This is a genomic window from Streptomyces sp. RKAG290 (assembly GCF_023701695.1).
GTDB lineage: Bacteria > Actinomycetota > Actinomycetes > Streptomycetales > Streptomycetaceae > Streptomyces.
The window spans coordinates 1-11,774 of the sequence record NZ_JAJOZC010000015.1 but is presented as its reverse complement, the minus strand read 5'-3'; the positions used below and the strand labels follow the sequence as shown (position 1 = coordinate 11,774).

At 68.5% G+C, this 11,774-nt stretch carries 5 protein-coding genes and 7 pseudogenes; 6 read left to right on the top strand and 6 right to left on the bottom strand.

Annotation, left to right across the window (positions count from 1 at the left end):
* From LNW71_RS35575 to LNW71_RS35560, 4 pseudogenes are all read left to right on the top strand, one after another.
* Window positions 1-359, top strand: a pseudogene (locus LNW71_RS35575) (integrase core domain-containing protein); the annotation flags it as partial.
* A 512-nt stretch (window positions 360-871) separates the two neighbouring features.
* A pseudogene (locus LNW71_RS35570) lies at window positions 872-2,282 on the top strand (family 2B encapsulin nanocompartment shell protein).
* Window positions 2,283-2,338: 56 nt separating this feature from the next.
* Window positions 2,339-3,660, top strand: a pseudogene (locus LNW71_RS35565) (family 2 encapsulin nanocompartment cargo protein terpene cyclase).
* Between the two features lie 16 nt (window positions 3,661-3,676).
* A pseudogene (locus LNW71_RS35560) lies at window positions 3,677-4,551 on the top strand (geranyl diphosphate 2-C-methyltransferase); the annotation flags it as partial.
* Between the two features lie 232 nt (window positions 4,552-4,783).
* On the opposite strand, the gene LNW71_RS35555 reads toward LNW71_RS35560, so the two are convergent.
* The 6 genes and pseudogenes from LNW71_RS35555 to LNW71_RS35530 all read right to left on the bottom strand — a co-directional run.
* Complete coding sequence (locus LNW71_RS35555) at window positions 4,784-5,110, bottom strand: UBP-type zinc finger domain-containing protein (RefSeq protein WP_374119565.1); 327 nt, start codon at window positions 5,108-5,110, stop codon at window positions 4,784-4,786.
* 135 nt (window positions 5,111-5,245) lie between these two features.
* Window positions 5,246-5,830: a fasciclin domain-containing protein gene (locus LNW71_RS35550; protein WP_250972336.1), complete on the bottom strand. Its 585-nt coding sequence runs from the start codon at window positions 5,828-5,830 to the stop codon at window positions 5,246-5,248.
* A gap of 260 nt (window positions 5,831-6,090) precedes the next feature.
* Window positions 6,091-6,219, bottom strand: a complete 129-nt coding sequence (locus tag LNW71_RS35545; protein WP_250972335.1) for an LPFR motif small protein — start codon at window positions 6,217-6,219, stop codon at window positions 6,091-6,093.
* A 198-nt stretch (window positions 6,220-6,417) separates the two neighbouring features.
* Window positions 6,418-8,460, bottom strand: a pseudogene (locus LNW71_RS35540) (CocE/NonD family hydrolase).
* A gap of 35 nt (window positions 8,461-8,495) precedes the next feature.
* Window positions 8,496-9,808, bottom strand: a pseudogene (locus tag LNW71_RS35535) (acetyl-CoA carboxylase biotin carboxylase subunit family protein).
* A gap of 213 nt (window positions 9,809-10,021) precedes the next feature.
* Window positions 10,022-10,366, bottom strand: a pseudogene (locus LNW71_RS35530) (flavin reductase family protein); the annotation flags it as partial.
* A gap of 526 nt (window positions 10,367-10,892) precedes the next feature.
* On the opposite strand from LNW71_RS35530, the gene LNW71_RS35525 reads away from it, so the two are divergent.
* Together LNW71_RS35525 and LNW71_RS35520 are read left to right on the top strand one after the other, a co-directional pair.
* Window positions 10,893-11,219 (top strand): plasmid stabilization protein, encoded by a 327-nt coding sequence (locus LNW71_RS35525; RefSeq protein ID WP_250972334.1) that lies wholly within the window; start codon window positions 10,893-10,895, stop codon window positions 11,217-11,219.
* A 105-nt stretch (window positions 11,220-11,324) separates the two neighbouring features.
* On the top strand, window positions 11,325-11,774 hold a 450-nt coding region (locus LNW71_RS35520; protein WP_250972333.1), incomplete at its 3' end, for a DUF6328 family protein.

Here is an 11,774-nt window from a genome sequence, read left to right as displayed (position 1 = left end):
AGCCGGATTCTGGCAACGGGCCCAAGCGTTCTTCACCGCCACGGCATCACCGTCGAACGCGTCCTGACCGACAACGGCTCCTGCTACAAATCCAGGCTCTTCACCCAGACCCTGGCCGCGGCTGGCATCACCCACAAGAAGATCAGGCCCTACCGACCGCAGACCAACGGCAAAGTCGAGCGCTTCAACCGCACCTGCTGGACGAGTGGGCCTACCTACGGCCGTACACCACCAACACCGAACGAACCCAAGCCCTGGCAGACTTCCTCCACACCTACAACCACCACCGCTGCCACACCGCACTCGGAGGCCAGCCCCCGATCAGCCGAGTGAACAACGCTCCGGGTCAATACACCTAGTGACCTGAACGGTCAGGAGGTGAAGCAGCAGCTGCCCAGGCACTGAACCCCGCCACCATCACGGCCCGTTGCCGCCCCCACTGCACGTGGTGGGCCGCAGCGGGCCGTGCCGCGTGTCCCGAGGCGGCCACCGGGCCTGCGGGCCCGTCCTGCGTTGTACCGGTGCTGGTGGTGTGCGACTGCCACAGCCCGGCCCGATCGTGCGCCACGGACCGGACGTTCGGCCTCTCCGCCGCCCTCGATCCGCAGGCGCCGCACCGTGGAGACGAACCGGCCGATCGCTGAACCGGCCGCCAATCGCGGCTGAATCCCGCCGGTACCCGGACAAACATCGTGCGGACGCGATCATCGTATCGAGTTAATGTCGCCGCCTCCCCATGGCCCAGTGCCGACGCGGCCCATAGCCTTCCTCTGGATCTGGACGGATTCCCCGTCATATACCCGCCTTTCCCCTGTTGCCCGACCGTGTCCGCATACGCGCGTCACCTCCCTGACCAAGGAGTGCTTGCCCTATGACTGTTGACCCGATCCTGGAAGCGCAGGTGGAGCTGCCCCGGCAGTCCAGCCTGGGCACGGCGGCTGCCCGCAACCTCGCCACCACCACCAAGTCCGCCCCGCAGATGCAGGAGATCACCTCTCGCTGGCTGCTGAGGATGCTCCCCTGGGTGGAGACCAAGGGCGGCGCCTACCGGGTGAACCGCCGCCTGACCTACACCGTCGGCGACGGCAGCGTGGAGTTCATCCAGGACGGCTCCGCCGTCAGGGTGATCCCCCGCGAACTCGGCGAACTGTCCCTGCTGCGTGGCTTCGACGACCTGGAGGTGCTGACCGCCCTCGCCGATCGGTGCGTCCAGCGCGACTTCCGGGCCGGCGAGACGCTGGTCGAGCGCGGCGCGCCCGCGGACCAGCTCCACCTGATCGCCCACGGCCGCATCAGCCAGGCCGCCGTAGGCAACTACGGCGACGAGGTCACTCTGGACGTGCTCGCCGACGGCGACCGTTTCGGGGAGAACGCGCTGCTGGACGAGAACGCCAGCTGGGAGCAGACCGCCACCGCCGAGACGTCGGGCACGCTGCTCACCCTGTCACGCGCCGACTTCGCGTCCGTGCTGTCCACAGCGCCGAGTCTGCGGGAACACCTCGAAGAGTTCACCTCGCTCTCCCAGCAGCGGCAGAACCATCGCGGTGAGGCGGAGATCGCGATGTCGGCCGGCCACATCGGCGAGCACGAGCTGCCGGCGCATTCGCCGACTACGAACTGAATCCGCGCGAGTACGAACTCTCGGTCGCCCAGACCATTCTGCGGATCCACACGAGGGTCGCGGACCTCTACAACGGGCCGATGGACCAGACCAAGGAGCAGCTCAGGCTCACCATCGAGGCGCTGCGCGAGCGCCAGGAGCACGAGCTGATCAACAACCGGGAGTTCGGCCTGCTCCACAACGCCGACTTCAAGCAGCGCATCCAGCCGCACTGCGGCCCGCCGACCCCGACGACATGGACGAACTGCTGTGCCGGCGCCGTGGTTCCAAGTTCTTCCTCGCGCACCCGCGGACGATTGCCGCGCTCGGACGTGAGTTCAACTCACGTGGGCTCTATCCGGACCATGTCGACCTCGGCGGGCAGCAGGTCCCGGCCTGGCGCGGGGTCCCGATCCTCCCCTGCAACAAGATCCCCATCACGCCCGAGAAGACCAGCTCGATCCTCGTCATGCGTACCGGCGAGGAGAACCAGGGCGTCATCGGTCTGCACCAGACCGGGCTGCCGGACGAGTACGAACCGGGTCTGTCGGTCCGCTTCATGGGCCTCGACGAGAAGGCGATCACGTCCTATCTCGTCAGTACGTACTACTCCGCCGCCATCCTCGTGCCGGACGCGGTCGGCGTGCTGGAGAACGTGCAGATCGCACGCTGGCCCAAGTAGCGGACCCGGCCCGCAGTGCATGGTGCGACGCCTCGGACACCCCGGGTCGGCCGCCCATGCCCGAAGGGCCTCGGGACACCCGCCCACCCACCAAGGAGCCATGGATGCCCGCGCCTGAGCTGACACCTCCGCAGCCACGCCTGCCAGAGGCCGCTTCCCACTTCGGGGCGCACATACTCGCTGATGCCGCCGCCCGCGCCCGCGAGAGCGGGGCCGCCACCGCAGCCCCACCCAGCGTGCCTCCCTGCCCGCCCCGGCCGCCGAGGTGCCGGCACCACCGGGCGCCGGGCTGGAGCGGATCCTGCGGGGCCCCAGCGGCCTGGGCACGGCAAGCCTGCGCCTGATCCTGCGGGAAGCGGCCCCGCCCGCACCGCCGGAACAGCCGGCAGCCGCGGCGCAAGGCAGACCTGTCCCGGGCCTCTACCACCACCCGGTGGCCGAGCCCGACCCGGTGCGGGTCGAGGAGGTCAGCCGGCGGATCAAGGCCTGGGCGCTGGACGAGGTCGCCCTGTACCCGGAGGACTGGGAGGAGGAGTTCGACGGCTTCTCCGTGGGCCGCTACATGGTGGGCTGCCATCCGGACGCGCCCTCCGTCGACCACCTGATGCTCGCCACCCGCCTGATGGTCGCCGAGAACGCGGTGGACGACTGCTACTGCGAGGACCACGGGGGCTCCCCCGTCGGCCTCGGCGAACGCCTCCTTCTGGCGCACACCGCTCTCGATCCCCTGCACACGACGCAGGAGTACGAGCCGCAGTGGGCGAAGTCGCTCCATGCGGACGCGCCCAGGCGCGCCTACCGCTCCGCCATGGAGTACTTCGTCCGGGCGGCCGGCCCCTCCCAGGCGGACCGGCTCCGGCACGACATGGCCCGGCTGCACATGGGCTACCTCGCCGAGGCGGCCTGGGCCCAGCTGGACCGCGTCCCGGAGGTGTGGGAGTACCTGGCGATGCGCCAGTTCAACAACTTCCGCCCCTGCCCCACCATCACCGACACCGTGGGCGGCTACGAACTGCCGGCGGACCTGCACGCCCAGGCCGCCATGCAGAAGGTCATCGCGCTCGCGGGGAACGCCACGACCATCGTGAACGACCTGTACTCGTACACCAAGGAACTCGACGCTCCCGGCCGGCACCTGAACCTGCCCGTCGTGATCGCCGAACGTGAGGGACTCTCCGACCAGGACGCCTATCTGAAGGCGGTCGAGGTCCACAACGAGCTCATGCACGCCTTCGAGACCGAGGCCGCGGCCCTGGCCGCCGCCTCTCCCGTCCCCAGTGCGCTGCGCTTCCTGAGGGGCGTGGCCGCCTGGGTCGACGGCAACCACTACTGGCACCAGTCCAACACCTATCGCTACAGCCTGCCCGACTTCTGGTAAGAGAATGGACTCATCTGTGACCCACACCGAACTCACCGCCACCGCCCCTGCCCTGCGCATCCCCGGCCCGGCGACGCCCTACCAGGGGGACATCGCCCGCTACTGGGACGGGGAGGCCAGGCCCGTGAACCTGCGCCTCGGCGATGTCGACGGGCTCTACCACCACCACTACGGCATCGGCGATGTCGACCACGCCGCGCTCGGCGACACCGAGGACAGCGCGAGCGAGAAGAGGCTGATCTCCGAACTCCACCGGCTGGAGTCGGCGCAGGCCGAGTTCCTGCTGGGGCACCTCGGTGACATCGGGCGCGGCGACACGCTGGTGGATGCCGGATGCGGCCGCGGCGGCTCGATGGTGATGGCGCACCAGCGCTTCGGATGCAAGGTCGAGGGTGTGACGCTGTCGGCCAAGCAGGCCGACTTCGCCAACGGCCGGGCCCGCGAACTCAACCTGCAGGACCACGTCCGCGCCCGCGTGTGCAACATGCTGTCCACGCCGTTCGAGACCGGGTCGGCCGCTGCGTCGTGGAACAACGAGTCGAGCATGTACGTCGATCTGCACGACCTCTTCGCCGAGCACTCCCGGGTCCTCGAGGTCGGCGGCCGTTACGTGACCATCACCGGCTGCTGGAACCCGCGGTACGGCCAGCCCTCGAAGTGGGTCTCGCAGATCAACGCGCACTTCGAGTGCAACATCCACTCGCGCCGGGAGTACCTGCGCGCCATGGCCGACAACCGCCTCGTGCCCCAGGCCGTCATCGACCTCACCCCCGACACCCTGCCTACTGGGAGCTGCGGGCCACGTCTTCGCTGGTCACGGGGATCGAGGACGCGTTCATCAACTCCTACCGGGACGGGTCCTTCCAGTACCTGCTCATCGCAGCCGACCGGTCTGACCTCCTGCTGACCGGGAGGGCCCGCCGCGACGGAACGGGCCCTCCCGCCGCCCCGCGACGGTCCTTCGGTGCGCACAGCACGCGGGACGGGTCACGTCGCGTCCATCGAAGCCCTCGTGGGTGGGGAGGAGCCGGGTGCCGGTGCCTTCGCAGAACGTCCCGACGCACCGGCTGGCCAGCGCCCCGAAGATCTCGTCACCCGGCGCCTGGACGGAGCGCATCGCCGGTCAGGCGCCGAGGGGCAGCGGTGTGAGGAAGAGTTCGTCCTGATAGCACCACGCCCAGTCCTCGCCCTTCTCCAGCGAGCGGGCCAGCGGGTGACCGGTTTGAGCGGCGTGCGCCGCGGCGTGCTTGCCCCGTGAGCTGTCGCAGCAGCCGACGTGACCGCAGGTGAGGCAGGCACGCAGATGTACCCAGGGAGCGCCTGCCCTCACACACTCCGTGCATCCCCTGGCCGCTGGGGCGACGCTTTCCGCCGCCGCGTCCTCGTCCAGGTGACCGCAAGCACGGCCCTCCGGCCGCCCCGCGTCGAAAGCCACTCGGTATCCGGTCATGATCTGCCCATCCGGTCGGTGCATCGGTCGGCCGGCCGCAGCGGACGGCCTGGGCGGACAAGGACGCCAAGGTCCGGGCCGGGGCTGCCTCGCCGGGCAGCCCCGGCCCGGACCTGTGGGTGGGTTCCGCCTCGCTCACTTGGGAGGCATGAGCACGCTGTCTATGAGGTAGACCGTGGCATTCGCGGTCTTCACGTTGCCACAGACGATCTTCGCCGTGCCGTTGACCTTGTACGACTCGCCGGACCCCTTGGTGGTGAGCTTGCTTCCCTCAAGGGTCTTGAAGGAACCGTTCGACAGCTCGCCGGGCGCGACCTTCTCACCGACCACGTGGTACGTGAGGATCTTGGTGAGCTGGTCCTTGTTGGCCAGGACCTTGGCCAGGTCGGCCTTCGGGATCTTGTTGAACGCGTCGTTGGTCGGAGCGAAGACGGTGATGTCCTTCGCGTTGTTGAGGGTGTCGACGAGGCCGGCCTTCTTCACGGCCGTCACGAGTGTCGACAGCGCCGGGTTGTTCGACGCGGCCGTGGCGACCGGGTCCTTCGCCATGCCCGCCAGACTGCCGGACCCCTCTTTCGGAACCGAGGAGCACGCTGGTCCGAAGGTTCCGCTGCCGTCTGCGTGGGCAGCCGGCGCCAGGAGCCCGAGCGATACGGGTATCGCGACAGCGGCCGCCGCCGCGGCGGCGGCGGTACGAATCGTGCGGTGTGCGGTGGTCATGATCGATTCCTCCTCGGGGCGAGGCGGATCCTCGTGGAACCCCTGAACGGCTTTCGATGGAGACCGGCCGGGCTCCTCCCCGAAGGAGTCCGGGAGGCCGGCGCATCCTCGCGCATACCAGTAATTCGGAACGGAATCGGAAGCGGATTGGTGTCACTCCCGAAAAGGGAGGGGATCCGATCCGATCGCGCATTCCGAGGTACGGAGGAAGCGCCGCCGTGCACACCGCCGGCCGCCTCGACCACCGCGGGCCGACCGCGTCAGCCGTGGCGGTGCGCCGTTTCGGAAGCCCCGCCGAACAGGCGGCCGACTGCACGAAACGGCAGGCTGACAACAGTGGCGATGGCGCCACCGATTGAACGGAAAACGTCTGCGATTGCCTTGAGCATCTTACTTTCCTTCCGGTAATCCCCGTTGATGACCGGGTACCCTGGGCTCTGCGGTAAAACGTTCCGCGGAGGCCGCTGTCACGGACACGAGCGTGCGCTCACACTCCGTATCCAGCGATTTTGCGGATTACCGGTACGGGGTGGCGGAACCGTTGTCGAACCTGGCGCCGCTCCCCCGTAGCCGGAACCGGGTGGGGCTCAGACATTCACCCTCGGAATGCTCTCGTTCCAGGTCCGGGAAAAGACCCTGCGGTCGTCCTCGTAACCGTCCAGCGTGGCATCGATGTGGAATGCCTCGTCGTCGGACGTCAGGACCGTGCGGGTCTCCACGCGGATGTCCCAGTCCGGTCGCCTGAATCGGAGGGTCCAGGCGGACTCTCCGCTCACCGAGCCGAAGTCGTCCGCGACGGAGGTGTACTTCTCGCACGCCCGCAGCCCGACCTCGATCCCGTTCTCCTCGTACCGCTGAAGTCCGCGGTCCTTCACGATGTCGAGCGAGGACCGGTAGTCGACCAGGTTCCTCGACACGGTCCACGCCTGCTCGGGCTCGGTCAGCTGGCTCACATCCGGCGGTGTGCAGCCTTCGGGTTCACCGAAGGGCCAGGCGGACACGTCGTCCGGTTCCTCGGTGGGCCGGACCGGCAGCGTGAGGGAACTTCCACTCTCGTGGACGCTCACGAGGGCCGGTGCCGGGGCCGGCCAGACCAGCGGCCAGTACGAGGTGGAGAGCGAGAGCCGGATGCGGTGACCGGCCGGGAAGACCTGCGCGACTCCGTTGAGGGGGATGCGGACCCGGTACTTCTTGCCCGGCTCCAGTGGTTCGGGGCCTTCGTCACCTGCTCGGTGCGCGAGGTTGAGCACACCGTAGGTCACCCTGGTCGCCCGGCCGTCGGCCGCCACGTCGGACAGCCTGACGGTGATCTGTGCCGCCTCCTTCGACGAGGAGACCAGGAGTTCCACCGAGGGTGCGCCGAGGATCTCCACGCGTTCGGTCAGCGGCTGCGTCTCGAAGACGAGCGAACCGCCGTCCTCCTCACGTTGGTCGTACGGCAGGTCCGGCGGGGCGTTGTACGAAGCCCACTTTCCCGCGAACTGGCCGACCGAGAGCGGCGACTGCACCGTGTGCACCAGGCCCTCGGGTTCGGTCCCCTCCCGCGGGGCCTCCTGGCCGACGCGCACGATGGCGCGGTCGCGCAGCGGGTGCACCACCTCCTGGATGTGCGGCGAGGGCCAGCTCGGCTCCCCCACCCAGCGGCCCGGGCGCTCCTCGTAGGAGGTGGACGGCGGCACGCTCTCCTGCATCCAGGCGCGGATCATGGGGCCCTCCATCACGCCGTTGTCCGCCCCTTGAGCCAGTGGTCCCACCAGCGGACCACCTCCTGGAGGTAGCCGATGGCCGGGCCCGGTTCGCCGAGGTGCGGCAGCTTGTGCGACCAGGGGCCGATCAGGCCTTGCGGGGCACGTCGACACGGCTCAGCAGCCGGGTGACGGCATTGGAGTACCCGTCCGCCCAGCCGCTGGAGGCGAGCACCGGGCAGCGCAGGGCCTGGTAGTTCTCACTGAGCGACGCATGACGCCAGTACTCGTCGCGGTGCTGGTGGCGCAGCCATTCGAGGACCCAGGGGCTCGCCGAGTCCAGCCGTTCGTGCCACATGTCCCGCCAGCGGTCACCGACGACCGCCGGGTCGGGGGGCAGGTGGCGTAGGCGAACATGGTGCCGGCCTCGGCCAGGTTGTCGGACAGCATGGCGCCACCGACGTAGTGCATGTCGTCCGCGTACCTGTCGTCGGTGAAGGACGCGATGACGATGGCGCCCAGGCTCGGCGGTTGCCGGGCGGCGACCTGAAGGGCGGCGAACGCGCCCCAGGAGAGGCCCATCATTCCTGTGGTTCCGTCGCACCAGGGCTGCTCGGCCAGCCAGGCGAGCACCTCTTCGGCGTCGCGCTGTTCGCGTTCCAGATATTCGTCCTGCAGGACGCCTTCCGATTCACCCGTGCCTCGCAGGTCAACGCGTACGCAGGCGTAGCCGTGCCCGGCGATGTAGGGGTGGTGGATCGCGTCGCGGGTGGAGGTCAGGTCGTTCTTCCGGTACGGAATGGCTTCGAGGATCGCCGGGACCGGCTCCCGGTCCGAGGTGGTCGGGCGCCAGATCCTCGCTGACAGCCGGACCCCGTCCGACATCGTGATGATGACGTGGTCCTCTTTGCTGACCTCATGGGGAAGCTTGTCGACGTGCCGCATACCGATGTCGTGCTCCTTCCTGCTCCGGGTTCTCGTCAGGCCGTGTGCTGGTCACGGCCGCCCGGAGCGGTTTCGTCAAAAGTGAGGCCCAGGGCCGCGATGCACTTGTCGAACTTGGCTCGCAGTCCCTCCTCGTCGTCCGCCCCGGTGAAGATGTGGGCGATCTCGTAGCTGTAGCTGTCCTGCTGGGACACGGTGGAGAGCTTCTGCCCTCGGCAGGCACGACGTCGATGCGCACCCCGGGTATCTCGCGCTCGATGGCCGCGAGCTCGTCGGGCGTCGGCACCTGGTGCACCGTCCCCTCCCCGAACCACCTGTAGTACCACTTGGCGGCCATCCGGTACGGGCCCTGCCGGCTGGCCAGCGCGGGGTCGTTGCCGAGGGCGAGACTGATCATCCGGTGATGGTTGGGGGCGCCGTCGACGTAGTCGAACAACTCCGCATGCGACTGCGAGTGCCGTGGATTGATCTCCAGCAGGCTGACGTCACCGGTCTTCGGGTCGTAGAAGTACTCGATGCTGAACGTGGCTGATTCCATGCCTATCTGCCGCATGGTCCGCTCGCTCACCTCGTGCAGCTTCTGGATCACCGGCGGCGGAAGGGTGCTCGGGTACTGGTGGCGCAGGAAGCACGGGGACCCGGGGTAGTTGATCGAGTCGAGCACTCCGTAGACGGTGACCTCCCCGTCGCACACGTAGCCCTCGACGGCCACCTGGATGCCGGTCATCGCTTCCTCGGCCAGACAGACCGTGCCTCCCACCCCGGCCATCTCCGGCGGGAGTTCCAGGAGTTCGAGTACCGAGTTGAACGGCCTTCCGACCCGGTCGATCCCCTCCCGTATCTTGTCCACGGCCGTGCGGAACTCCGCCATGTCCGATACGCCGTATGCCAGTTCCGACGAATAGGCGAGAGCGGGCTTGAGCCACATGGGGAAGTTCACGCCGTCCGGCGGCTGAGGATCCTCGCTGTGCAGGTCCACCCGTCCGAATGCCGGGTATTCGTCGATCACCTTCTGCTGTTCCAGCCGGCTCCAGTACTTGTGCTCACACTTGACGACCGATTCGAGGCTCGTGGTGCGCGTTCCGTACTCTCTGCCGAGCATCGGCACGAGCGTGCTCACGGGGAAGTCCCAATAGCCGACGATCGCGTCGATGCTGCCTTCGTGTGCGTCGAGGATCTCGCGGGCCCGACCCATCAGGTCGGCCACCGAGACCTCTCCCTCCTGCAGTTCACCGATGCTCAGCAGCGGATGGAACCGGTACGTGTCGGATTCCGGGACGGATTCCAAGGTCGGCAGATTTGCCTCGTCCAGGCCGATGACGAAAATGTTCTTCCGCTGTGCGGGCACGGCGTAGTCCTTTCGTGGGGTGCACGGCGCGTACCCGCCATAGACACTCCAAACCTGCTCAGCCGAATCAAACCGCCGACACGCGGCGGGGGTCTGACCTCCGGACGCGCCGTCAGGCGGGTGTCCCGGTGTCACGTCCCGGACGTCGGACAGGCGCAGGGGCAGCCCGGTCGAGGCCGGCGCCACGGCATCCGATTCGACGGGGCTGAGGAGAAAGCCGACGTGATCCCCCCACTCCATCCGCTGCTCGATGCGGCCGACGAACCACGCAAGGGCATCCGCCAGCACGGGCACATCACCGGGCCCGGGACTCCAGCGGACCTCGGCGAACTTGTCGATCTGGTCACCGGTCTCACCGCCGAACAGGGCCGCCAGATCTCCCTGGTGGCGCCCCAGCAGGTGCACGGCAAGAAATGACGCCCGCTCGGCCAGCGGGTACGTGTGGTTGGCCTTGGACAGCCACACCGCGAACCGGAGCGGGTCCAGCGAGCACTGCGAGGCGAAGCCGACGAGACAACCCGACCGCTCCCCGTCGGCCACGGTCGTCACCACGTACATCGGGTAGTCCAACAGGTCCGTGAAGCCATCGATATCCGCCATGACGCGTCCCTTCGCAGCGATCTCAGCCCTTGGCCGCGGACGGAACGGACGTTGGCCACCGCCCGGGCGGGGTCCGACTCCTCACACTCCGCAGGAGGGCCTCGTTCCCGTGCTCGCGCACACGGAACATGGTCGACTCCACGACGTACTCGTCGACCGTCCGCGGTTCACCCATCGCGCCAGTGTGGCCCGCCCCACCTCCGTTTTCCAGCACCGGCCGCTCCTCGTCCGGACTCGGCCTCCTGAGTCATCGCACGCATGTGCAGGCAACTCCCCCGATCGGCCCTGCGGCGGCCGGCGAGTGACAGGGTCGTGCGTCACCGGGTCACCGAGCGCGCGACCCGATGGGCGTACTCGTGGCGACGGTGCCATGTTTCGGACGTGGGCCAGGGGTAACGAGATTCGCGCGACGGCGCCGCATCACCGTGCCGTCCGGACCGTGTCTCCCTGGGCCGAGCCCGACGAGAACGAGGAGAGAACCGCCATGCCGGCAGGATCCAGTCCCAAGCGCGAGCGACAGTACGAACACGTGAAGGAGAGCGCCGAGAAGCGCGGCACGTCGGAAGGGCGTGCGAAGGAGATCGCCGCCCGCACCGTCAACAAGGAACGCGCGCGCTCCGGCGAGGCGAAGACGGCGAGCAAGACGTCGACACGCGACCCGAAATCTGCCTCGCAGCGGGGCGGGGAGCGCTCGCACAAGGGTGCGCAGGGCCGCACCAGGGGCCAGCTGTACGAAGAGGCCAAGAAGAAGAACATCGAGGGCCGCTCCACGATGAACAAGGAACAGCTCCGCAGGGCCGTCAGCCGCTGAAGCAGCGCGGTGCCCGCCGGCCCCGGGGCCGACTCGCCGCTGCGGGCCGGCAGCGCCCCGCGTCCCGAGCTTCGGCGGCCGCGGCCTTACGGAGGGAGTCTCACCATGATCGGGAGCCGTGGGGAGAAGGGTGAGCGCGCCGGACATGCGGCCGGTCGGAACGAAACGCCCGAAGAGAGGGCGGACCGGCGATGGAACGACCTGCTCCAGGAACTCCGGGTGGCGCAGACCGGCGTGCAGATCCTCTTCGGCTTTCTGCTCGCGGTGGTCTTCCAGCCGCGATTCGCGGCTCTCTCGGACACGGACCGGAACATTTACGTGGTCACCGTACTGCTGGGGTCCGTCACCGCGGCCGCGCTGATCGGCCCCGTCTCCTACCACCGTCTTCTCACCGGCCACCATCTCAAGCCCCAGACGGTGGTCTGGGCGTCACGCCTCACCCTGCTCGGGCTCGTGCTGCTGTTCTGCACGATGTGTTCGGCGCTGCTGCTGATTCTGCGCGTCGCGCTGCACAACACCCTGGCCCTGTGGCTGGTGGGCGGAGTGGCCCTGTGG

Bases quoted from the DNA above. Each gene is read 5' to 3' on its own strand.
- LNW71_RS35545 (WP_250972335.1), bottom strand. From the start codon at position 6,219: ATGCTCAAGGCAATCGCAGACGTTTTCCGTTCAATCGGTGGCGCCATC.
- LNW71_RS35550 (WP_250972336.1), bottom strand. From the start codon at position 5,830: ATGACCACCGCACACCGCACGATTCGTACCGCCGCCGCCGCGGCGGCG.
- LNW71_RS35555 (WP_374119565.1), bottom strand. From the start codon at position 5,110: ATGACCGGATACCGAGTGGCTTTCGACGCGGGGCGGCCGGAGGGCCGT.
- LNW71_RS35525 (WP_250972334.1), top strand. From the start codon at position 10,893: ATGCCGGCAGGATCCAGTCCCAAGCGCGAGCGACAGTACGAACACGTG.